The sequence below is a fragment of the Serratia sp. TSA_105.2 genome, assembly GCF_052692115.1.
In genome coordinates this window covers 626,460-650,048 of sequence record NZ_JBQZFT010000003.1, presented here as the reverse complement: position 1 = coordinate 650,048, position 23,589 = coordinate 626,460, and the positions used below count along the sequence as shown (strand labels likewise).

The 23,589-nt window shown below is 61.4% G+C and carries 19 protein-coding genes; all 19 read right to left on the bottom strand.

Going from position 1 to position 23,589, the window contains the following annotated elements; translation table 11 throughout:
- Positions 1-437: 437 nt before the first annotated feature.
- A complete protein-coding gene (locus tag ACUTSC_RS14170) occupies positions 438-1,523 on the bottom strand; it encodes a fatty acid desaturase (protein WP_197772871.1) in 1,086 nt (361 codons plus the stop codon).
- Complete coding sequence (locus ACUTSC_RS14165; protein ID WP_197772870.1) at positions 1,520-2,602, bottom strand: fatty acid desaturase; 1,083 nt, start codon at positions 2,600-2,602, stop codon at positions 1,520-1,522. Before ACUTSC_RS14165 ends, ACUTSC_RS14170 begins: the two co-directional genes overlap by 4 nt.
- Entirely contained in the window at positions 2,595-3,728 is a 1,134-nt protein-coding gene (locus ACUTSC_RS14160; RefSeq protein ID WP_197767891.1) for a sterol desaturase family protein, read from the bottom strand. Before ACUTSC_RS14160 ends, ACUTSC_RS14165 begins: the two co-directional genes overlap by 8 nt.
- Complete coding sequence (locus tag ACUTSC_RS14155) at positions 3,725-4,342, bottom strand: phosphatase PAP2 family protein (RefSeq protein ID WP_197767892.1); 618 nt, start codon at positions 4,340-4,342, stop codon at positions 3,725-3,727. Before ACUTSC_RS14155 ends, ACUTSC_RS14160 begins: the two co-directional genes overlap by 4 nt.
- Positions 4,339-5,625, bottom strand: coding sequence for a F390 synthetase-related protein (locus tag ACUTSC_RS14150; protein WP_197767893.1), 1,287 nt, complete (start codon positions 5,623-5,625; stop codon positions 4,339-4,341). The genes ACUTSC_RS14155 and ACUTSC_RS14150 overlap by 4 nt, the downstream gene beginning before the upstream one ends.
- The gene (locus ACUTSC_RS14145) at positions 5,622-6,428 is read right to left on the bottom strand and encodes an MBL fold metallo-hydrolase (RefSeq protein WP_197767894.1); all 807 of its coding nucleotides are present in this window, start codon (positions 6,426-6,428) and stop codon (positions 5,622-5,624) included. The genes ACUTSC_RS14150 and ACUTSC_RS14145 overlap by 4 nt, the downstream gene beginning before the upstream one ends.
- Positions 6,421-7,437, bottom strand: a complete 1,017-nt coding sequence (locus tag ACUTSC_RS14140; protein WP_197767895.1) for an SDR family NAD(P)-dependent oxidoreductase — start codon at positions 7,435-7,437, stop codon at positions 6,421-6,423. Before ACUTSC_RS14140 ends, ACUTSC_RS14145 begins: the two co-directional genes overlap by 8 nt.
- Positions 7,434-8,441, bottom strand: a complete 1,008-nt coding sequence (locus tag ACUTSC_RS14135) for a 3-oxoacyl-[acyl-carrier-protein] synthase III C-terminal domain-containing protein (protein ID WP_445653403.1) — start codon at positions 8,439-8,441, stop codon at positions 7,434-7,436. Before ACUTSC_RS14135 ends, ACUTSC_RS14140 begins: the two co-directional genes overlap by 4 nt.
- Before the next feature lie 276 nt (positions 8,442-8,717).
- Positions 8,718-9,395 (bottom strand): respiratory nitrate reductase subunit gamma, encoded by a 678-nt coding sequence (gene narI, locus ACUTSC_RS14130; RefSeq protein ID WP_025303199.1) that lies wholly within the window; start codon positions 9,393-9,395, stop codon positions 8,718-8,720.
- A 2-nt stretch (positions 9,396-9,397) separates the two neighbouring features.
- Complete coding sequence (gene narJ, locus ACUTSC_RS14125; RefSeq protein WP_197767897.1) at positions 9,398-10,120, bottom strand: nitrate reductase molybdenum cofactor assembly chaperone; 723 nt, start codon at positions 10,118-10,120, stop codon at positions 9,398-9,400.
- Positions 10,117-11,661: a nitrate reductase subunit beta gene (narH, locus tag ACUTSC_RS14120; protein ID WP_033634924.1), complete on the bottom strand. Its 1,545-nt coding sequence runs from the start codon at positions 11,659-11,661 to the stop codon at positions 10,117-10,119. The genes narJ and narH overlap by 4 nt, the downstream gene beginning before the upstream one ends.
- Positions 11,658-15,419, bottom strand: a complete 3,762-nt coding sequence (locus ACUTSC_RS14115; RefSeq protein WP_445653402.1) for a nitrate reductase subunit alpha — start codon at positions 15,417-15,419, stop codon at positions 11,658-11,660. Before ACUTSC_RS14115 ends, narH begins: the two co-directional genes overlap by 4 nt.
- A gap of 292 nt (positions 15,420-15,711) precedes the next feature.
- Positions 15,712-17,571 (bottom strand): carbohydrate-binding protein CenC, encoded by a 1,860-nt coding sequence (locus ACUTSC_RS14110; protein WP_197768049.1) that lies wholly within the window; start codon positions 17,569-17,571, stop codon positions 15,712-15,714.
- 11 nt (positions 17,572-17,582) lie between these two features.
- Entirely contained in the window at positions 17,583-18,326 is a 744-nt protein-coding gene (locus ACUTSC_RS14105) for a glycosyltransferase (protein WP_197767899.1), read from the bottom strand.
- Positions 18,327-18,333: 7 nt separating this feature from the next.
- Entirely contained in the window at positions 18,334-19,389 is a 1,056-nt protein-coding gene (locus tag ACUTSC_RS14100; RefSeq protein WP_443002582.1) for a glycosyltransferase family 4 protein, read from the bottom strand.
- Between the two features lies 1 nt (position 19,390).
- Positions 19,391-20,296 (bottom strand): glycosyltransferase family 2 protein, encoded by a 906-nt coding sequence (locus ACUTSC_RS14095; protein ID WP_063990217.1) that lies wholly within the window; start codon positions 20,294-20,296, stop codon positions 19,391-19,393.
- A gap of 3 nt (positions 20,297-20,299) precedes the next feature.
- The gene (locus ACUTSC_RS14090) at positions 20,300-21,454 is read right to left on the bottom strand and encodes a hypothetical protein (RefSeq protein WP_197767901.1); all 1,155 of its coding nucleotides are present in this window, start codon (positions 21,452-21,454) and stop codon (positions 20,300-20,302) included.
- 6 nt (positions 21,455-21,460) lie between these two features.
- Entirely contained in the window at positions 21,461-22,309 is an 849-nt protein-coding gene (locus ACUTSC_RS14085; protein ID WP_063990219.1) for an ATP-grasp fold amidoligase family protein, read from the bottom strand.
- On the bottom strand, positions 22,290-23,588 hold the full coding sequence (locus tag ACUTSC_RS14080) for an oligosaccharide flippase family protein (protein ID WP_197767902.1): 1,299 nt from the start codon (positions 23,586-23,588) through the stop codon (positions 22,290-22,292). The genes ACUTSC_RS14085 and ACUTSC_RS14080 overlap by 20 nt, the downstream gene beginning before the upstream one ends.
- Position 23,589 lies beyond the last annotated feature (1 nt).

Genomic DNA, 23,589 nt, shown 5'->3' with positions numbered 1-23,589 from the left:
GCGGTTTCAGGTGAGACAGGCAGGGACGCCTGTCGCAACCGGCCTCAATGCGGTATGGCGGAGGGAGGGGAGTTGGCAAAGCCAACCGTCTGATAGGGCAAAGGCGCGGGTTGCCAGGGGCCGCGCCTTCGGCCCCTGGCTCGGTCGAGGTGCAGGAGCCTCATGATGCACCTCTCATTTATCGACCGAAAACGTCACGAGTACTTCAAAAAACGCTAACTGACAAGCATTACAGGCGAATGATGTGGGTTTTTGCCATCCCATGACACCGGGCAATATCGTTCAAACTGTCGTCAATTTCATTGGATAACCGAATCGGCAAGCTGCGCATAGTCCACCTCCTGTGGCCGTTGATTCACAGGGGGAAAGTCTACTGGAAGGGCAAATATCGTTCAATTAGTGAACTGCGTAACGCCTCGCACAATCCGCATGCAACGCTAATGTGGTTTGCGCCCCATCGCGCTGAGGAAGCGCTGCTGCAGGCGCAATAGCTCCTCCAGCTCCAGCAGGCGGTAGTCGATGCCGAAACGCGGCGCCACCTCGCCTATGATGCGGCTCAGCGCCGGGTAATGGCGGTGGCTCCAGTGCGGGAACAGATGATGCGTCAAATGCAGGTTCGCCCCGCCGAGCCAGTATCCCAGCCAGCGCGGCCGGGTCAGCCAGTCGAAGGTGGTGGCGAACACGTGGTGATACCAGCCGTGCGGCATCGCGCCCTGCGCCGGCGCCTGGTAAAAATTGGCCTTGGCCCAGTGGGTGCCGATGATCAACATCACGAACAGCAAGGAAGAAAGCATCTGGCTCAGCAAATAGACCAGCAGGATTTGCCCGATGCCGATGGCCGGCGGCAGCAGCCAGCACGGGATCGCCAGCGCCAGCAGCAGGTGTGCCGCCTTGCCCGCCAGAAACCCGCACCAGCCGCGCACGCCCTGCTGCGCCATGCGCGCCGCCACGCGGGTGCGGCCCGCCCGGTCCAGCCAGTCGAACAGCCAGATGTAGTACGGGAACGTCAGCGCCGCCACCAGCGGCCAATAGTAACGCTGGGCGCGCATAAAGGGTCGCCAGCGCTGGAACGGCGTTTGCCGCAGCACGCCGTTGGCGTCGATGTCGGGGTCGTAATGTTCGATATTGTTATGAGCATGGTGAAACAGCACGTGGCGCACGCGCCAGCAGTCGGGATCCAGCCCCAGCGGGACGCTCACCAGGGCGTTCAGCCAGCGGTTGGCCCAGGGCCGACGGAAAAACGCGTTATGCGAGGCGTCGTGCACCACGTTCACCGTCAGGAACATGCCGATAAAGATAAAACCGAAGTAGCAAGCGAAAAACGCCCAGCCGTTTTGCTGCTGCAGGCTCAACCCGTAACACAGGCCGCACAGCGATAACAGCAACGCCACCTTCGCCAGCATGCCGCCGTCGGCGAAGCGGTGATCGCCGTTGGCCGTCAAATAATGCTGGGCGGCCTGCATCAGCGCACGATGTAGCCCACTATCGTCACGCCGGTAGGCTAACGGACGCAGCGGCTTCATGGCTGCCCCATCCAGCGTAAGAAGCGCTGTTGCTGTGCCAGCAGTTCGCGATAGCCGATGCAGCGGTACGCCATGCCGTGCCGATGCGCCACTTCCGCCACTGCGGCGGCCAGCGCCGGGTAGTGGCGGTGATTCCAGCCGGGAAACAGGTGATGGGTCAGGTGATAGTTCAGCCCGCCGGTCAGGTGCTCCAGCCAGCGCGGCTCGGGCTGCCAGTCGCAGGCGGTGGCGAAATTGTGCCGGTACCAACCGTGCGGCATGTTGTCCCCCGCCGGTGCCGGGTAAAACTCGGCCTGCGCCCAGTGGGTGCCCAGCAGCAGGAACACCACCAGCAGCGAGGCAAACATCTGGCTGAGCGCGTAAGCCAACAGCACCCAGCCCCAACCGATGCCGTGCAGGTGGCACAGGATCAGCGGCACCACCAGCACCAGCGCCACATGGAGCAACTTGCACAGCACGAACAGCGCCCAACCGCCGAGCCCCGCCAGCACGCGTTTTTCCCGCAGCGGCGTTTTATCGAGCCGATCGGACCAATCGAAAATCCACGCAATGTAGGGAAGCGAGAGCGCGGCGATCAGCGGCCAGTACAGATGCTGATAGCGCATATGCGGCCGCCAGCGCTGGAACGGCGTCTGGCGGAAAAAGCCGTTCTCTTCGGTATCCAGATCGTAGTGCTCGACGTTGGCGTAAACGTGGTGGTAATCCACGTGCCGCGTGCGCCAGTAATCCGGATCGACACCCAACGGCAGCGTCACCAACCGCCCCACCAGGCGATTGGCCCAGGGCACGCGCAAGAAGGCGTTATGCGAAGCATCGTGGTTGACATTGACGTTGAGCAGCATGCCCATGGCCACGAACAGGAAATAGCAGAGGAAAAACGCCCAGGGCTGATGCTGCATCAGGCTCAGGGCATAAAACCCGACGCACAGCGCCAGCAACAGCGCGGCCTTGGCCAGCCGCGCGGTATCGGCATAGCGATGATCGCCCGCCAGGCAGGCGTGCGCCGCGCGCTTGAGATCGCGGTGAAACGCCTGCTCGCCATCGGTGGGGAAACGCAGCGGCGGTAATGAGTCAGCCATGCGGTTCCTCCACGGCGGCCGGTGCGGCCACTCGCCCCCAGCCCAGCGCCACGCACAGGGCATGCAGCGCCACGGCGGCCATGGCGATATGCCAATAGCGCTGCGGCCAGCCAAGATAGCCGATAAACAGCAGCGGCATGCCCAGCGCGATCAGCAGCCAGACGGCGCTCGCCCACGGCCGCCCTTCCGTCATGCCGCCCAGCGCCACCGAGCCCAACGCCAGCAGCACCAGCAGCGCCATTTGCGGCCAGCTGATGTCGCCGTAACCGTAACCGTATTGGTAGACGTAACCGACCACCAGCGAGAACAGCAGCATGGCGCCACTGAAGACGCTGAACGCCGAACGGCGGTCGCGCGGCCGGCCCGGCGCCGGGCGCCATGTCAGGCGCAAATAGCGCAGGAACGGCAGATTGCTCGCCCAAAATGGATTGGCGGACGGCCGATCGCCGCTGACGCCGTAGCTGAACGGCGTGGTCGGTAACGCCGGACAGAACGTGCCGAACAGTTTGTCCCAGAAGATAAAGCTGCCGCCGAAGTTCTTATTGGAATACGCCATGTCCTTGACGTGGTGCACCCGGTGGTGCGCCGGCGTGACCAGGATTTTTTCCAGCACGCCGAGCTTCGGCGTCAGCGCATTGTGGTTAAACAGCTGAATGCTGTAGTGAAAAATCGACACCGTGACGAACACAGACAGCGGCACGCCCGCCAGCGCCAGCAGCAAAAAGAACGGGATCGACGTCAGCGACGAATACCAGGAGTTGCGCACCCCCAGCGACAGATTGAAGTGCTCGCCCTGATGGTGCACCACGTGTACCGCCCACAGCACACGAAAGCGGTGGTGCAGGCGGTGCAGCCAGTAGAAACCGAAGTCCCACGCCAGCAGGGCGAACAGCCACATCAGCAGCGGCGGCCAGGCGTCCAGCAGCCCCAGGCTGAAATGCGCGGCCACGTAGCCGTAGCAGGTGATCTCCAGCCCGCGGAACAGCCACAGCATGATATGGCCGGAGTTCAGATTGAACACCAGATCGTGCCAGTTGACCGGCTCACGACGCCCCCACTGCAGCGCCACCGCCTCGGCCACCACGATGAACAGCATGAACACTATCGGCAACGCCAGATCGCTCATCCCATTTCTCCTTTAACTACGCGCCTGCGCAGAGTCTTGATGCGCAGGGCCAGCCCGCCGGCGCACAGCGCCAGCAAGGCGCCACCTGCCAAATCGACAAACAAATGGCGACGCAGCTGCAGAATGGAGAACGCGATCGCCACACCCCACAGCATCCACAGCGCCGTCCGTATTTTGCGCTCGCCGTCGCTCAGCGCCCACACCGCCAGCACCGTCAGCGCCATGTGCAACGAAGGCAGGCAGTTCTGCGGCGAATCCACCTGCGTTAACGCCGCCAACAGCTGCGCGCTGATCCCAACGCCATCGTTCTGCGGATAGGCCATGGTGGTCGGCCACAGCAGGTAAACGGCCCCGGCGCCCAGCGCCGTCAGCTGCATCGCCAGCGTCAGCCATTTGATTCGCCGCAGCGGCGCCAGCAAATAGCCCGCCGGGACGATGAGGAAGAACGACAGGTAGAGCCAAATGGCCGCCGGGTTGAACGGGATCGCCCGGTCAAGCGCCGACGGCGGCAACAGGGTTCCCGCCCCCTGCAGGCGATCGGTCAGGCTATACACCACCCCGACCGTCCCCCAGCCGAGCAACATGTGCCCTAACCTGAACAGCGTATTTTTCATGCTTCCTCCGCCTGGCGCACGATGCGCCGCCGCTTGCGATCGAACTGCGGCAAAACCGCCTGCGCCGTCAACCGCCATTCGAGCCGATCGGTGGCGATGCCCTGGCGAGCGAACAGCGCGATCAGCTGCGCCTGGCAGTGCGCCAACGCCGCCGGGCTGCAATCGGCGATCAGCTCCAGCCGGTGCTCGCCGCGCTGGATCAGGCGGTAATCGCTGGTCAGCGGCAACGCATTGGCGATCGTCCGGCTGCAGGCATCGGCGAATACCACCTGCGGTTGCCGCTGCGCATCGGGCAACATCAGCTGATCGTCGCGCCGCCCTTCGATACGCGCGATCGCCCGCGTCGGCTGCCCGCACGGGCAGGGTTCCTTGCGCAGCACCAGCACATCGTCCAGCCGATAACGCACGATCGGCTGCGTGCTGCGGGTGAAGTCAGTGATCAACGGCGTGAAACGCTGCTCGTCGATCCACTGCGGTTCGATATGCAAAAACTCTTCGTTCAGATGCAGCGTGCCGTGCGCGCAAGTCGCGGCCAGGAACCCCTCGGTAGCCTGATACACTTCACCAACCGCCGGAAACACCTGCATCAGCAGGCGGCGATCCTGTTCTTCCAACACCTCGGCGACCGAAATCACTTTTTTGACCGGCAGCGTCACCTGCCCGGCCAGCACCGCCAGCGCCAGGGCGCGCAGCACCTGCGCCGGGGCCACGATGATGCTGGGCGCCTGCCGTTCCAGCGCGGGCAGATGCTCGCTGAACGGCGCCAGTAAATCGTAAAACGCCAGGCTCAGCCAACGGTTGTTTACGCTGTGATAGAGGTTATTGTCCGCCCGCAGAAACAGGGCGACACGCTCACCGGCCAGCAGCCCGTCCGGCAGCATCTTCGCCAGCATGCCGCCGGCCCACACCTGCTGTTCGTGCGGGCTGACGACAAACACGCCGCGCTGCCCGGAAGTGCCGGACGACAACCCGACGCTGTAGCGGCCGATCTTCGGCGTGAAATCGCGATCCGCCTCGCTGCGCTGCGCGCAGGCCAGCACCGCCTCCCGGCTCAGGCCAGCGGTATTCATCCGGTCGAACTGCGCCATCATCAGCGCCTTGTCCATCTGCGGCCATTCGGCGAACGGCCGGCGGCTGAACCGCTGAAAATAGGGGCTCTGGCTCAGCACCCGACGGGCAAAGCCCGCGAGCTGCCGGGCCTGATGCGCCTCCAGCGCCGCACGATCGCCAAAGCGCAGGCGCCGGGCGCGGAAATAGTGCCACAGGGTCATGAAGGGGATCACAGGTCCCCCTCGTGGCACAGCAAAATGTTGACCTGCCCGCCCGCCCACAGCTGGTTGAGCCGCTCCAGCGTGCGGGTGTACGCCGCCGCGTCGTCCATCACCAGATTGGCCAGGCGCGAAGGCCCGCGCAGCGTCTGGTAACTCTGCGGCGACCAGGCGGCGTCGCTGGCCAACAGCGTCCAGCCGGCGTCGGTGAGGATAAAGGCGCCGATATGGCCGGCCGCATGTCCCGGCAGCGGCACCAGCACGATCTGCCCTTCACTGCCCGGCAGCGCGTAACCGCGATCGAACGGCGCCAGCAGCGCGGGCAACGCCACCGAGGGAAAAGCTTCCATAAACTGCAGGCGGCTCTCGAAATCCGCCGGGATCAGACCGGGAATAAAGGCGCGCTTGAGCGCCGCGAAACCACGCAGCCCGCGGGTTTGCTGCCAGCCTTCGCCGGAGCAAATAAAATCGAGGTGGCTGAAATCCTGCAGCCCGGCGATGTGATCCGCGTGAAAGTGCGAGACGATCAGCGCCTGGATGTCGCCTTCGGCGTAACCGGCTTCGCGCAGCTGATGCGCCAACGACTCGGCGGGATCGAAGTAGACCGGCGTCATGCGGCGGTAAAGGCTGAACAGCCCCGACTGCGTGTGCTGCTGAAAATAAGGCGCGTAGCCGGTATCCCACAGCCAGCGGCGCTGCCCCACCTCCAGCAGATAGGCGCGCGCCGGGAATTTACACACCCGGAACCCGGCGCCGCGCAGCGCCATGCAGCCGATATGCGTGCAATAGCCCACTTCAAAAACGGTAACCTTAGCCATGCGGTATGCCTCCTTGCCGCCGCAGCCACTCGCCGGTCAGGCGGATCCCCTCCTCCATCGAGTAACGCGGCCGATAGCCCAGCTCTTCGATCGCGCGGGTCTGGCTCAGGGTCATGTCGAAATGCACCGCCGCCACGCTGTAGCGCGTCAGCAGCGGTTCCTTGCCGCTCAGGCTTGCCCACAGCTCCATGCCGCCGGCCAGCGCCTGCAGCAGCGGATACGGCACGGCCTGCAGCCGGTAACGCAGCCCCAGTTCCTGGCGCAGCAGCGCATCCAGCATCTCCGCCAGCCGCTGCGGTTGGTGGTTGGTAATGTTGTACACGGCGCCGGACGACAATCCGCGCTGCCGGCTGGCCAGTTCCATGGCGTGCACCACGTTGGGAGCAAAGGTCAGATCCAGCAACGCCTGCCCGCCGCCGGGCAGCCGCAGCACGCCGCGATCGCGTTCGAGCTGTTGCAACAGCCGCGGCACGATCACCCGATCGTGCGAGCCAAACAGGCCGCGCGGCCGCAGAATAATATAGGTGGTTTGAGGGTAGATCTTCGCCTGCGCCAACAGCCGCTGCTCGGCGGCGTGCTTGCTGGCGGCATAGTGGTTGGCGAAGCGCCGGGCGCGATAACCCTCATCAAGATCGTAATGCGGCTGAAAATCGAAGTAGATTGCCGGCGTGGAGATATGCACGAAGCGCCGCACGCCGCAGCGCCCGGCCGCCTCCGCCAGCTTGTCCGTCGCTGCGGCGTTGATGCGGTGAAATTCCACTTTGCTGCCCCAGGGCGAAGACTTGGCCGCACAGTGCCATACCCACTCGCAGTCGGTCACCAGCTCCCGGCACTGCTGCGGCGTAGCCTGCGCCAGATCGAGCGAGTAAAACTCGGCGCCCAGCTGACGCAACGCTTCGCCGGCCCGCTCATCGCGGCCGGTGGCGCGCACCTGATGCCCGGCCTCCAGCAACCACTCCGCCGCGTTGCGCCCCAGCCCGCTGGTCGCGCCGGTCACCAACACCCTCATGGCAGCAACACCATGCCGGCCAGCGCCAGCCCGGCGGCGGTGCCGATCAGCATCACCGGCTGGCCGGGATTGAAACGCCCGGTGGTCACGGCGGCATGCAGCGCGGTCGGGATAGAGGCCGCCACCTGGTTGCCGTGATGGCGGTAGATGTCCACCAGCGCCTCGCTGGAGACGTGCAGCCGTTTGCGCATATGTTCGAGCGACAAATGGCTGGCCTGGTGCGGCACCACGGTGGCGATCTGCGCCAGGGTCAGGCCGCTGGCACTCAACAGCCGGTCGAGGTAGCCCTCAATCAGCGCCGACGCCTGACGGAACAGCGGCTTGCCCTGCATAAGAAACAGGAAGTCTTGCTCGCACATGCCGGCGCGCGGGTTGCGGCGCGTGCCGCCGGCGCGGATCTCGCACAGTTCGCTGCCGGCAGGATAGGTTTCCACCAGGCTGGCGAGGATGCCGCCGGTGCCGTCACCGCGCTCCACGATAGCGCAGGCGGCGCCGTCGCCGAAAATCAGCGACGATTCTTCGTGCTGCCAGTCGATGCCGCGCGAAGCGAGATCCGCCGAGACGATGGCGATACGCCGATACGTCCCGGCGTTCAACAGCCCCGCTGCCACCTGCAGCGCAGAGATAAAGCTGACGCAGCTGCTGTTGATGTCGAAGCCCGGCGTACCCGGGGCCAATCCAGCGACCTTGAGAATATGCGCGGCGGAGCACGGCAATGCCTGCACCGCTATCGCCGAGGCGGAGATCAAAAGGTCAATGGAGGCTGCCGGGATGGCACTGCGGGCCAGCGCGTCTTGCAGCGCGGCGGCGGCGAGCTCGGCCTGGCTGGCGTCATCGGCGGCGTGATAGCGGTAAACGATGCCCGAGCGTTTTTCAACGTAGCCGACCGGTTTCCCCAGGCGGGCATCGAGCGTAGAGGAGGCCACGCGGTTGGGCGGCAACGCGGCCCCGGTGGCGATGATTTTCAGAGGCAACAGCTCGGGTGAGCGACATTGTGTGGTCATTATTGTTATTGATTAACCTGACTATCCATAAAGCGATTCTCCCGCGCGGCGCAAAGGCCATGCGGATCATCCCCGGTTTTTATGTCCCAAAAGGCCTTTCATCTAGGCGGTATCTCTTGTTATCAGCTGGCGCGGGCCGACGTCCGTCGGCGGAAGCATAAGCGTAACATGACTGAGATATTCAGTTTACGACAAGGCGGCGAGAATGGGCAGACGGCAGGGGAATTATCGGAATAGCGCCGCCGCTGGCGATCGGCGGCGGCGGCGGGGTCAGACTCAGCGGCGGTTGCGCACCAGCTGGTAGCGGCGGGTCAGATACTCTACCGGCGCACTCCAGATGTGCACCAGGCGGCAGAACGGGAACAGCACAAACAGCGTCATGCCCAGCACCATGTGCAGTTTGAAGATAATCGCCACGCCTTCCAGGTGCGCAGAGGCGCCAGCGTGGAAGGTCACCACCGCCTGCGCCCAGGCCACCAGCTTCATCATTTCGCTGCCGTCCATATGCTGGGCAGAGAACGGAATGGTCAGCAGGCCGAGGCACACCTGCACCACCAGCAACGTCAGGATCATGATGTCGGCGAAGCTGCTGGTGGCGCGCACCCGCGGGTTGGTCAACCGGCGCTTCAGCAACAGCGCGCCGCCGATCAGCGTCATCAGGCCGCAGGCGCCGCCGGCGATCATCGCCAGCTTCTGCTTCACGTCGATCGGCAGGAAGGCCTCATACATCCAGTGCGGCGTCAGCATGCCGAGGAAGTGGCCCGCGAAGATGCCGATAATGCCGATGTGAAACAGGTTGGACGCCAGCCGCATGCCCTTTTTATCCAGCATCTGGCTGGAGCCGGCGCGCCAGCTGTACTGCCCGTAGTCGTAACGCAACCAGCTGCCGATCAGGAATACCGCGCCGGCCAGATAAGGGTAGATATCGAAGAAGAACTGATTCAAAAATTGCATGATTAGCGTCCTTTGGTTCCGGTTAACGCATCCGTCAGGTCCAGATACTGTGGCGCCACCGCGCCGGCGAAGCGCCGCTGGTGCGCCGTCTGCTGGGCGGAGGCGCAGCCCTGTTCGCCGAGGAACTTGACCTGCTCCTCTTCCCACACCGCATCCAGCGCCTGCGGCGTGTCGTCACGCGCCTCTTGCGCCACCTGGGGCTCCAGCGCCTGTGCCTGCATCTCGCTGCCGGACAGCAATAGCAGCAGATCGAACAGCACCGCATACGGGCTTTCGCGCTGTTGCAGGCGCGCGCCCAGCAGCGCCAGGATCGGCGCGATGTCCTGCAGCCCTTCCCGCGCCTGCGCCGCGCTGCGGCTGGCCAGATACTCCAGGTACAGCGGCAGGAAATCCGGCAGCTCGCGGCTGTCGATCTCCAGCCCGGCGGCGCGGTACTGCGCCATCAGGTCAACCATCGCCTGGCCGCGATCGCGCGACTCGCCGTGCACGTGCTCAAACAGCAGCAGCGAGGTGGCGCGGCCGCGGTCAAACAGCTCGCAATAGTCGGCCTGCACGTCCAGCAGCGGGCGGGCGCACAGGCGGCGGATAAACAGAATCAGCTGCGCACTGTGGTGCAGATCCAGCTCGCTGGCCGGCTCCAGCGCTTCGATGAGCGCCTGCTGATGGTCAAACAGAACCTGCTCCGGGTAATCCAGCAGGCGGGCGATCACTTTCAGGCTGATCATGAGGCGTCCTCCGGCCGTGCGGTTTTAGCGGTCACGTCGATGGCGTCGATGCGGCGGCTGTTGAACAGGTTGAACTTGCCGTCGCTGCCGTGGCAGCCGTCGCCGAAGCTGAAACCGCAGCCTTTGCTTTCCGGGAAGGCTTCGCGCGCCAGCTCGCGGTGGCTCGACGGCACCACGAAGCGATCTTCATAGTTGGCGATCGCCAGGTAGCGGTACATCTCCTGCGCCTGCGCTTCGCTCAGGCCGACCTGCTCCAGCGCGCTGGTGTCCACCACGCCGTCGACGGTTTCCGCCCGCTTGTAGTGGCGCATCGCCAGCATGCGCTTCAGCGCCAGCAGCACCGGTTCGGTATCGCCGGCGGTCAGCAGGTTCGCCAGATACTGCACCGGAATGCGCAGGCTCTCGACGTCCGGCAGTACGCCGCTGTGCGCCAGCTCGCCGGCGTCGGCGGCGGACTGAATCGGCGACAACGGCGGCACGTACCACACCATCGGCAGCGTGCGGTATTCCGGGTGCAGCGGCAGCGCCAGCTTCCAGTCCATCGCCATTTTGTACACCGGCGACTGCTGGGCGGCTTCAATGACGCCCTGCGGCACGCCGTCCGCCAGCGCCTGAGCAATCACCTTGGGATCATGCGGATCGAGGAAGATATCGAGCTGGCTCTGGTACAGATCCTTGTCGTTCTCCACCGCCGCCGCCTGCTCGATGCGGTCGGCATCGTACAGCAGCACGCCGAGGTAGCGAATGCGGCCGACGCAGGTCTCCGAACACACCGTCGGCTGCCCGGCTTCGATGCGCGGGTAGCAGAAGATGCACTTCTCGGACTTGCCGCTCTTCCAATTGAAGTAGATTTTCTTGTACGGGCAGCCGGTCAGGCACATGCGCCAGCCGCGGCACTTGTCCTGGTCGATCAGCACAATGCCGTCTTCGCCGCGCTTGTAGATCGCCCCGCTCGGGCAGGTGGCGACGCAGGCCGGGTTGAGGCAGTGCTCGCACAGGCGCGGCAGGTACATCATGAAGGTGTTCTCGAACTGGCCGTACATCGCCTTCTGCAGGTTGTCGAAATTCTTGTCCTGCGAACGTTTTTCGAATTCCCCGCCGAGGATCTCCTCCCAGTTCGGGCCGCTTTCGATCTTGTTCATGCGCTGGCCGGTGATCAGCGAGCGCGGGCGGGCCACCGGCTGGTGCTTGCCCTGTTTGGCGGTGTGCAGATGCTGGTAATCGTAATCGAACGGCTCGTAGTAGTCGTCCAGCGCCGGCACGTCCGGGTTGGCGAAGATTTTCGCCAGCACGCCGACGCGGTTGCCCATGCGCGGTTCCAGCTTGCCGTTGATTTTACGGATCCAGCCGCCCTTCCATTTTTCCTGATCTTCCCAGGCGTGCGGATATCCGACGCCGGGCTTGCTTTCCACGTTATTGAACCAGGCGTATTCCATACCTTCACGGCTGGTCCAGACGTTTTTGCAGGTGACCGAACAGGTGTGGCAACCGATGCACTTGTCCAGATTCAGCACCATGCCGACTTGCGAACGAATTTTCATTTGCTGTTCTCCTGCTGACTGCCCTGCGCGTAGTCGTTGCCTTCGTCGTCCAACCAATCAATGCGGTTCATCTTGCGCACCACCACGAACTCGTCGCGGTTGGAGCCGACGGTGCCGTAGTAGTTGAAGCCGTAGGCCAGCTGCGCATAGCCGCCGATCATGTGGGTCGGCTTCGGACAGGCGCGGGTCACCGAGTTGTGGATGCCGCCACGCTGGCTGGTGATCTCCGAGCCCGGCAGGTTCACGATGCGCTCCTGCGCGTGGTACATCATGGTCATACCGGCCGGGATACGCTGGCTGACCACCGCGCGCGCCGTCAGCGCGCCGTTGGCGTTGAAGGCCTCGATCCAGTCGTTGTCCGCGATGCCCAGATCTTTGGCGTCGTCTTCGCTCAGCCAGACGATCGGGCCGCCGCGCGACAGCGTCAGCATCAGCAGGTTGTCGCTGTAGGTGGAGTGAATCCCCCACTTCTGGTGCGGCGTCAGGAAGTTCAGCGCCTTCTCCTTGTTGCCGTTCGGCTTGCTGTTGAGCAACGGCTGGGCGGCGCGAGTGTCGATCGGCGGCCGGTATACCAGCAGGCTTTCACCGAAGGCGCGCATCCACTCGTGGTCCTGATACAGCTGTTGACGGCCGCTGATAGTGCGCCATGGGATCAGCTCATGCACGTTGGTGTAACAGGCGTTGTAGGAAACGTGTTCGTCTTCCAGACCGGACCAGGTCGGGCTGGAGATGATTTTGCGCGGCTGCGCCTGAATATCGCGGAAGCGAATTTTCTCGTCTTCCTTGTTCAGCGCCAGATGCCGGTGATCGCGGCCGGTGACGTTGCTCAGGGCCTCCCAGGCTTTTACCGCCACCTGGCCGTTGGTTTCCGGCGCCAGCGACAGGATCACTTCCGCCGCGTCTATCGCGCTCTCGATCTTCGGTCGGCCCGCCGCCGGGCCGTCGGCCTTGACGTAGTTAAGCTGCTTGAGGAAGTCGACCTCGGTTTGGGTGTTCCAGCTGATGCCCTTGCCGCCGTTGCCCAGCTTGTCCAGCAGCGGCCCCAGCGAGGTAAAGCGCTCGTAGGTGGCCGGGTAATCGCGTTCCACCGCGATGATGTGCGGCGCGGTTTTGCCGGGGATCAGATCGCATTCGCTTTTCTTCCAGTCCTGCACGCCGTAAGGCTGCGCCAGTTCGGCGGCGGAATCGTGCTGGATAGGCAGGGTCACCACGTCGGTTTCCTGGCCCAGATGGCCGACGCACACCTCGGAGAAGGCCTTGGCGATGCCCTTGTAAATCTCCCAATCGCTCTTCGAATCCCAGGCCGGATCGACCGCCGCCGACAGCGGATGGATGAACGGGTGCATGTCGGAGGTGTTCATGTCGTCTTTTTCGTACCAGGTGGCGGTCGGCAGCACCACGTCGGAGTACAGGCAGGTGCTCGACATGCGGAAATCGAGCGTCACTACCAGATCCAGCTTGCCTTCGCCGCCCTGCTCGCGCCATTCCACTTCCTGCGGCTTCACGCCGCCCTGCTGGCCGAGATCTTTCCCCTGGATGCCGTTTTCGGTGCCCAACAGGTATTTGAGCATGTACTCATGGCCTTTGCCGGAGGAGCCCAGCAGGTTGGAGCGCCAGACGAACAGGTTACGCGGGAAGTTCTGCGGATTGTCCGGCTGCTCGGCGGCGAAGCCCAGCGTGCCGTTCTTCAGGCTGTCGACGGTGAACTCGACCGGCGATTGGCCCGCTGCGCGGGCCTGCTCCGCCAGGCGCAGCGGGTTGGTGCCCAACTGCGGCGCCGACGGCAGCCAGCCCATGCGCTCGGCGCGCACGTTGAAGTCGATCAGGCTGCCGCCGAAGCGCGACTTGTCCGCCAGCGGCGACAGCAGCTCGTCGGTGCCGACGGTTTCATAGCGCCATTGGCTGGAATGGTTGTAGAAGAACGAGGTGCTGTTCATGTGGCGCGGCGGGCGCTGCCAATCGAGGCCGAACGCCAGCGGCAGCCAGCCGGTTTGCGGCCGCAGTTTTTCCTGGCCGACGTAGTGCGCCCAGCCGCCGCCGCTCTGGCCGACGCAACCGCAGAAGATCAGCATATTGATCAGGCCGCGGTAGGTCATGTCCATGTGGTACCAGTGGTTGACGCCGGCGCCGACGATGATCATCGAACGGCCGTGGGTCTTCTCGGCGTTTTCCGCGAACTCGCGGGCAATGCGAATAATGTTGTGGCGCGACACGCCGGTGATCTGTTCGGCCCAGGCCGGGCTGTAGGCCTTGACCTCGTCATAGTCGGCGGCGCAGTTGGCGTCGCCCAGCCCGCGCTCGAGGCCGTAATTAGCCAGCGTCAGGTCGTACACGCTGGTCACCAGCGCTTCGCTGCCGTCCGCCAGCTGCAGGCGTTTCACCGGCAGTTTGTGCAGCAGGATCTCGTCCAGCGCCACGCTGTTGAAATGCTCACTGTCGGCGCCGCCGAAGTACGGGAAGCCCACCTCGGCAACGTCGTCATGCATGCCCAACAGGCTGAGCTGCAGCTCGACTTCCTGTTGCGACTTGCCCTCGCGCTGTTCCAGGTTCCACTTGCCCTTCTCGCCCCAGCGGAAGCCGATGGAGCCCTGCGGCGCCACCAGATCGCCGCTGAGGCTGTCGATAGCGACGGTTTTCCACTCGGGGTTGTTTTCCTGGCCCAGCCCGTCCACCAGATCGGCGGCGCGCAGCAGGCGGCCGGCGGCGTAATGGCCGCCTTCACGCGCTTCCAGCAGCACCAGCATCGGCATATCGGTATAGCGACGCACGTAGTCGCGGAAGTAGCCGACTTCGCGATCGAGATGGAACTCTTTCAGCATCACGTGGCCCATCGCCAGCGCCATCGCACTGTCGGTGCCCTGCTTCGGATTCAGCCAGTGGTCGCACAGCTTGGCGACTTCGGCATAGTCCGGCGTCACCGCCACGGTTTTGGTGCCCTTGTAACGCACTTCGGTAAAGAAGTGGGCGTCCGGGGTACGCGTCTGCGGCACGTTGGAGCCCCAGGCGATAATGTAGGAGGAGTTGTACCAGTCGGCGGATTCCGGCACGTCGGTCTGCTCGCCCCAGGTCATCGGCGAGGCCGGCGGCAGATCGCAGTACCAATCGTAGAAGCTCAGGCAGGCGCCGCCGATCAGCGACAGGTAGCGGGCGCCGGCGGCGTAGGACACCATCGACATCGCCGGGATCGGCGAGAAGCCGATGATACGGTCCGGGCCGAAGGTTTTGGCGGTATAGACGTTGGCGGCGGCGATCAGTTCATTGACCTCCTGCCAGCTGGAGCGGACGAAGCCGCCGCGGCCGCGCGCCACCTTGTAGCTTTTGGCTTTTTCCACATCGCCGACGATAGAGCCCCAGGCCGCGACCGGATCGCTGTGCTGTGCCTTCGCTTCGCGCCACAGCTTGAGCAGACGCTTGCGCATCAGCGGGTATTTCAGCCGGTTGGCGCTGTACAGGTACCAGGAGTAGCTGGCGCCGCGCGGGCAGCCGCGCGGTTCATGGTTGGGCAGATCGGGCCGGGTGCGCGGGTAGTCGGTTTGCTGGGTTTCCCAGGTCACCAGGCCATTCTTCACGTAGATCTTCCAACTGCAGGAACCGGTGCAGTTCACGCCGTGAGTGGAACGCACCACTTTGTCGTGCTGCCAACGGCTGCGGTAGCCGTCTTCCCAGTCGCGGTTGGTGTTCAAGGTCTGGCCGTGCTCGCCAGAAAAAGGCTCCGCCAACTGCTTGAAATAGCGGAAACGGTCTAGAAATTTGCTCATCCGGAATGCTCCTGAAGGCTCTTGTCGTTATAAGAAGACATGCTCAATCTGCCGCCAGCCTACTGACGGCCAACCGGCGGCAAATTGATTGCGATCAAGAGAAAGCGGGAGGCGACGCGCGCGCCGGGTGAGAAATACCACCAAAGTATAGGTGTGAAAAATTACCTTAATTGATTGAATGATAACGAATAAACAAGGGAATCAGGATGAGGGCGGGCGGGTGGGAGGCAAGACGGGGTATTTGGGGGTAGGACGCGGGAGAAACCTCCCGCGTGACGATAATTCGACGCTTTCAGCGTTGGAGCCACAGCGTCGCAGTGCCCACGGCGGGCAACGCCAGCGCGATCTCCGCCCCCCCTTCCTGCTGCCGCCAGCCCGCCGGAAGGCGCAATCGGGTGCTTCCTTTTCGATAGTAAGGATTGGCTACCAGCAGCAAGGCGCGATCGCCCAGAATAAACATCCGCGCCGGCATTTGCGGATCGCTTCCCGCCAGCGGCGTCGATTTTCCCGTCAGCAGATAAGGGGTGAAAGCGGCGATTTGCTGCGACACGGCAGCCACACCACGCCAGGCGGCGTCAAACTCCCGTTGGTCGAAGCGGCCGGTTTTACGCTTGTAAAACAGATCGGTATAGGAATAAAACAGCAGCCCCTTGGCGCCGCCGATCAGCGCCTGCCAGGCCTGATTGCGGATTTCCGCCTCTGACGGCGGATGCGGCTTACGGCGGGCGTCATAAGCGGCGTGATCCATGATTTGCATCACCACCCAGGCCCCGCGCGCCTGACGGGCGGCCTGCACCGTGAGTTCGGTATAACGCGTGGTGCGCGTCAGATCGCTATCGTTCCCCACCGGGTAAGGATCGGTTGCCAAAATGTCGCTGCTGTTAAAGTAGGCGTCCAACTCCCCGGTTTTGTTCAACACCTGGAAGGTGGGATGATCGCCGTCAAGCCGCTTTATTTGCAGGTTTTTTTCCTCGATCTTATCGAGATATTCCGGCCCCAGTTCATCGTTGATGTACCAGGCGAGCAGGTTAGGCTGAGCGCGCAAGCGCTGCACGTACCAGGCCGTCATCGCCGTGTAGTCGCCACCGCGGACGGTCGGCGCGAAACGGCTGCCGCGGTACTGATCTTTGACGGAGTAAATGACCAGCAGCCCGCGCTGGCGTGCGTTGCGGAAAAAGGCGTAAGGATCTTTCTTTTCCCCGTAATCATAATTCAACACCGTGTTGAATCCCGCCGATGCGATGCGCGCCAAATGCTCATCGGTCGCCACGTTGGCGTATATGCCCAACGGGAAAAGCCGTTGGCCGTCGCGCAGGGTAAAACCTTCGCTGTCGATCGCCACTTTGGCCGCAGGCTGCCCAACGCGAAAAGACAGCTCGCTGCCCTGTGCCGGTTGGGATTGCTGACCGGTGACCTGCTGACGCAGGCGGTATTGCCCCTGGGCCAGGCCGGCCGGCAGTGGGTATTCGATACGGCGCTGCCCTTCAACCTGATAACGGTCGCGGCTACGGTGAACAACCTGCCCCTCGGCATTGAGCAATTCGCTGTCGACCTGCAAACGCTGCCGCTGCGGAGTGACGACCAGCGTGTCGACCTTCCCCTGCGCCGACGCGCCGAGCTGATACAACACCGGCGTAGGCGCTCGAGCACACGCATAGGCGTCGTCAAACCAGGCGGTACCGGTGCTCCCCTTGCGCAGATAGACGCCAAAAGTGATTCGCGCCGCCTGCGGCGGCACGGTATAGCTGGCGCTCACCGGCTGCCAGCCGCTGTCGCCGGTCACCCCAGCCGGATAGCTGCCTTCCAGAAAACGCCCCTGCGCATCAAAGCTCTGCAGATAGACCCCGGCACCGCCGTCGCGGCTTTGCCCGCGTACGCCCTGGGTCTTGAGCCAGACGCCGAAATCGATCGTCTGCCCGGGCACAACCTGCAGCGCCTGGTTGAAGGTACGGTACTGCGCGGCATCTGCATTGTCATAACGCAGACTGCCACTGCCGCTGTGCGCATCCCCGTCGGCCTGCGCGCCCTGCGCTCGCCAGCCGCTGAGACCCTGCTCAAAGCCGGGGTTGGTCAACAGATTGGGTTGGCAGCTCTGCGCCAGAGCCGAAATGCCCCACAAGGCGCAACAGCCCAGAGCTACCCTCTGATACATCCCCCTCATGGTCATTTCCTTTTCACCACGGCATTGAACAGATAGGTGGCGAACAGGTAGCAGGATTTCTGGTAAGACAGTCCCAAATGCTGACGGTAAATCCGCCATTGCCAGTCCGCGGCGCGGATTTTGTTGCCCGACAGCGAATGGGTAGACAATCGGTAACAGGCCAGCGGTTCGGGAATGCAGTAGGCCAGGCCGTTACGCGCCTTCTGCAGCACCGCCAGCCACATTAAATAGTCCTCATGGCCCACTTTTTGCTGATACACCTTACCGATGCGCTTCTGGTTGTAGATGCCGGTGAGATTGCCGATCCAGTTGCTTTTCAACATGTCCTGATAGCCGATAAGCTCATCCGCGCCACGGGTATTTTTGATCAATTTCAGGTCGTCTTCGAAGGTGTAATAATGGGAACACACCACGTCATAGCGGCGGGTTTGCAAAATGCTCGCCTGGCGCGACAGCTTGTTGGGCAGCCATACGTCATCGCTGTCGCAGAAGGCGATATAATCGCCTTTCGCCGCCTCAATGCCGATGTTGCGCGTTTCCGCCACGCCCTGGTTGTGCTCATTGCGTATGTAGGTGAGGCGATCGTGGATAAACGGCCGCACCACCTCGGCAGTATCGTCGGTGGACGCATCATCGATCACATACAGGTGATAATCGGTAAATCCCTGGTTCAACACGCCTAGAATCGACTCTTTAATAGAGTTCGCCGCATTGTAGGCCGGCATGATTACGGATATCTTTTCCATTTTGTCCTCACTCGGTGAGCTGTTGCCACTGGGGATAAATACGTTCGGGAGAAAAACGACGAGACTTTTCTAACGCGGCGAGAGAAAAGCGCTCACGCAAACCCGGATCGAGCATCAGTTTGATCACCCCTTCGCTGAAGGCGGCGGCGTCGTCATCGGGCACCAGATAGCCGTTGACGCCATCGTCTATCAACTCGGCCGGGCCGGTCTTGCAGTCGTAGGCCACCAGTGGCAGGCCGAAACTCATGGCTTCGATCAACACCATCGGCAACCCCTCATAGCGAGAAGTCATCAGATACAGGCTGGCCTGGCGATAATAAGCCGCCACGTCGGCGGTGGCCGGCAGCAGGCTTACCTGCCGCTCCAACCCGGCGTCTTCAATCTGCCGCCGCAATGCGTCGCGCTCCGGACCGTCGCCAATAATCAGCAGCCGCCAATCCGGCACCTGCGCCGCCACTCCTCGCCACAACGCGATCAGACGATCGAAGCCTTTCTGATTGCTCAATCGCCCCACCGCCAGCGCCACCTTTTTCTGCAGCGCCGGCGTCGGCGCCTGCGCGCCGAACGGCGAAACGTTCTCGATCACCCGACACTTCCCGGCCCCCACCCAGCGAGCGATGGCGTCGCTATCTTGCCGCGTCAGGAAAATCACGCGGTCTCCCAGCCGGTAAACCAGCAACTTCAACCACTTAAATACGCGCGGATACTGATGAAAGCTGACGTGCTCACTCAATAGCAGCCGGCTGCGGCCACAGAACAAACGCAGAAAAGGCGTCATCACCACCGACAGTTTCCCCATGGAAACGGTAATGATCACGTCCGCGCGTTCACGCCGCAGCGCCAACGCCAACCGCCATGGCCAGAACAGCGAATCGCCGCCGCCGCAGCGCAACCGGACGTCACTCGCCAGCGGAAAGAAGCTTCGCTCGCCAAACAGCGAAAATACCGCCACCTCGTAACCCGGCAGACGCGCCAGCGCATTGGCCAAACCGCTGGCGACCCGTTCAGTGCCGCCCTTGCCCGCTATATTTTCAATAACGATGATTACCTTGCGTGGTTGCATATCATCTCCTGAATCCCTGGCGCACATTGCGCAGCAGCCGGCCGCCAACCGAGAACAACCCCAGTCGCGCCAGACAATCGCCATACCATTTGATCACCTTGAACTTGCCGCTCAGGCTGTGCCGCACGATGCGCGACGAGTAATAATTGAACGCCTGGGCGTTTTCCGAATACAGCGAGGCCAGCAGATGCTTGCAGGCGAATCCGCTGATATGGCGATCGCTGGGGCTGAGGAAGGTATTGATAAAGCGGTCGCTGGCCTCCAGATTAAGCTTCGCCGTCATGCGTCCGTAGCGCCCCACGTCGAGAAACACTCCGCCGCCGGCGTCATGCGCCACTTGCGCGCCCAAATTGGTGGCGTTGACCAGAAAGCCCCAATCCTGATGCTTGTTGAGAAACTCGGGAAATAAAAAGCGTCGATCGCTTTTTTTACGCATGCTGATGGTGGATGAACGAATATCGCCCATTTCCAGAAAAAGAAAATCCTCGCCGGAAGAACCGGATTTGTAGTGGAAGTTGAAGTCGCGTACCGAATCGCCGCTCACCTCCGCATAGTTGCCGAAGATAATATCAATATGGCGATCTTCATGCTTCTTCATGCGGCGAATAATATAGTTGGTCGTGAAGTAATCATCCGAATCGAGAAAAAACACGATCTCCGATTGCGCTAACTTGGTACCTAAGTTGCGCGATACCGCCGCATTGCTCTTCTGTTTTTTCTCATGCAGCATCACGTTGCTATTAGTCGCCGCTATCTGGCGAATATATTTGATATCATCCTCGTCAGAGCAATCATCAACCAAAATCACCTGATAGTCGAACCCTTGGCAAGCGTTGAAAATCCGCTTCAGAGTTTTCGGCAGGTAGCGCGCACTATTATAAATAGGGATCACGATCGAGAAATCCATTTCTTAACCCTCCAAATTAGAATTTATCATTTCTTTTCCACGGCAAAGCAACAATAATGACACGTTAAATACCGGGACCAAAAAATAGGTTTCCGTAAAGGTTGTCAGCAGGAAAACAACCACCACCCAGCGCATGAATCGACTCAGCCTGCGCATATTGCCCAACAAGTGAAAATAACAAAAGAGCATGACGACAGAAGCGATGCCACCGGCCGAATAAAACATGGCGATGAAGAAGAAATCGACTGGCTTATAAGGCTCTATATTCATGCCGAACAGCGGATTGGGTAGCCCCACCGCCTGAAACATCTGCCAGGAGAACCAGATTCGCCCGGTCAACGCCTGGTTCAAGAGGGCGTCCAACGCCGGATTACTCCCCCAGCGTATAACGCTGGCGAATTGAAAGCCGACAATGACCAACGTCAGCGCGATGCAGACTTTTCTGTTGGGCGCGACACGCAGTAGCGGCGCCAGCCAAAACAGCAGCAACATCAACAACGCCAGCATAAAACAGGTGCGAGAATAGGAATACATCAGCACCGGGAGAATGAGCGCCGATACCGCCAACGAAGCGATATTTTTCATTCCACGCGTTAATTTCGCATGGTCGATCAGGCACAGCAGCGTGGCGAACAGGGCAAAAGAATAATACGCCAGGGTATTCGGATTATCGAACCCCAGCGTTAATCGGTTGCCGTAACGTTCATCAAGGTAAACAAACCCCTCGGTGTAAAAGGTATAGGGAATAACCACCAGCAGCCCTGCCACCACAAAGGTGATGGCAAACATTTCCGCGCCACGCCCCATTTCGATGCGACGAAATAAAATTATCACCGCCGTGCTGAATACCGCACCAAACAGATAATCACCATGCCCGGTGGCAATATTAAGAAGAAACAGCAGAACCAAAAAACCCGCAACCGCCTTTTCCGCCAGCGTAGCGATAAAAAATGCATAGCCGACATAGAGCAACATCAGGCCATTAAGCCCCAGCACGGCTTTATTAATCAGCTCGCTGTTGAACGATCCCGAAGTCAGGAAAGTTTTCACGAAAAACATCAGCAAGAAGGTCAATACGATTGATTGATTGACTAAATCTCGCGACTGATGATAACCCGCATTGGCATGCATTTGAAAATTGGAGGCGACTCTTTGCATAAGCGTTTACTCAGTAAAATAACTGCCCCATTCCTGCTCAATGTTTTTCGGCTTCAGCTTGCTTAACCCCGCGCCAGGCGTGAACGTCAGCTCACCGAAATACACCTTCTCGCCGACCTGGTAGAAATCCACACGGACATAAGAGAACTGCTGCGCGGTCTGGCGAGCCAAACGTATCATTTCATCCAGCCGCGTAGGGCGCGGCATCGGTTCGTCGGCATTCGGCAAGCTGATACGGATTTCAGTGCGGTTCCAGTCGATATCAAAAATATCGCGCCGATGGGTGCCGAAACGCTGGTAATCCACCTGGATGAACATGCGAATTTCATGATTGTCGTTGAAACAATGAAACTTGATATCGTTCGGCACCTGTTCGCCATCCAGCAACATGCGCTCCACCATGATGCAGGGTTCGATATCCAGATAATGCTTTTCGCGACTCTGCTCGTAAAAGTTGCTGCGCATCCACGCGTTGCTGAGATCGTACAACTCCGCGTAGCTAACCTGCCGCTTGTCGAATACCAACCGGTTATAACCGCTGCCGTGGTTGGCCTTCAGCACAAAGGCATTGGGCAATTGCCTGAACATCTCGTAACTGAGTTCAGTGCCATGCGCATACAGCTCTACCAGATACTCCTCGCCCCACAGACCGGCGATAAATTCACGGACCTTGAACTTGTCCGACAAGGTGGTGTAGATGCTGCGCGGGTATATTTTGCGGCGCATGATCTTTTCGCTGAAGCCGGTCGGTTTTGACAGGTGCGGCAGCTTCTTGAAATAGAGCGCGTATTTAACCTGATGGTGCCAGGCATCGGGCAGGCGCTTGGAAATGTTTTTAACCAGGATGTTTAACATGCTCTCTCCTTAATTTGCTGACAAGACGCGGCAAGCAGTAAAAACAGGTCAGCTGCAGTCGGGTAATTTTTCCGCCACGGAATAAACTGTTCAGCACGAAGAACGAAATGAATTCCGCCAGCAGCGTAGACACCGCCGCACCGATCAGGCCGTAGCGCGGGATCAGCAGCAGATTCATCACCACGTTCGCCACAGCCACCAACGGCATCTTGATAGCGATAAAGCGATAGCCGGCGAACAGCACGATGCTGCGGTACGAAACCGTCCCCATGACCGAGAACAGCGAGGTCAACGTACAAATAGCCAGGATGCTGGCGGCCGGTTGGAAAGCAGCACCGTACAGCAGCGCAATGGCCGGGTGGGCGAACCACCACAGGCCCAGCAACACCGGCAACGACAGACCCAGAACCACCAGATAAAGCACCCGGATACGGTACTCCTGCTCCAACGGATCGCGACAGCTGGCAATGCCCGGCATCAACGAAGTGATCAGCGCCATCGGCACGAAAACCCAGCCTTGGCTGAGGGTGGTGGCGGCACTGAACCAGCCTACCGCCTGCTCGCCGACCAGATTGCCCAGCATGATTTGATCGATGCGGGTATAGATCACTATCGACAGGCTGGAGATGGCCAACGGCAGGCCCACCTTGAGCAAATAACGGCCGTAGCGCCCGGCCTGGCGCGGCGTAACCCGCGGCGAGGCCGCAGCTTCCCCCCGGAATAACCAGAGGCGCGCCAGGTAAGGTACGGCGCTGCTGAGGATGTAGGGTACCGCGAACCACACCAGTGGCAGCGCGGCGCTCACCAGTGCCAGCCGCAGCCCGATCGACAGCAGCAGCGCCAGGTTGTTGATCAGCGTATTGCGTTTCGACTGCAGGCGGGCATCGTAATAAATCTTGTACACGTCCTGAATCGAGAAATAGGCGCTGACAAGCAGCAACAGCGTCATCAGTTGGCTGGCGGGCGATTGGCTGAAATAGCTCCATGTCAGTATCGGCAGCGCCACCGCCAGGAACAGCCAACGGCGCAGGCGTATTGACGCCAGCATCAGGCGAATGCCGCTCGGCTGTCGGCGGGCGACGCGGTTGAAAATGATGCTGTCGGCGCCCAACTGCACCAGTGGCACCACGATGGCAATCGTCGCCAACAGATAGTTGAGCGCGCCAAACTGCGCGGGCCCCAGATAGCGCGCAACGTAAATGGAGACGAAGATGCCGGACAGGCTGAGCGAAACGCGTTCGAGCATCAGCCACAGGGCATTGGTGATAATGGCCTTCACC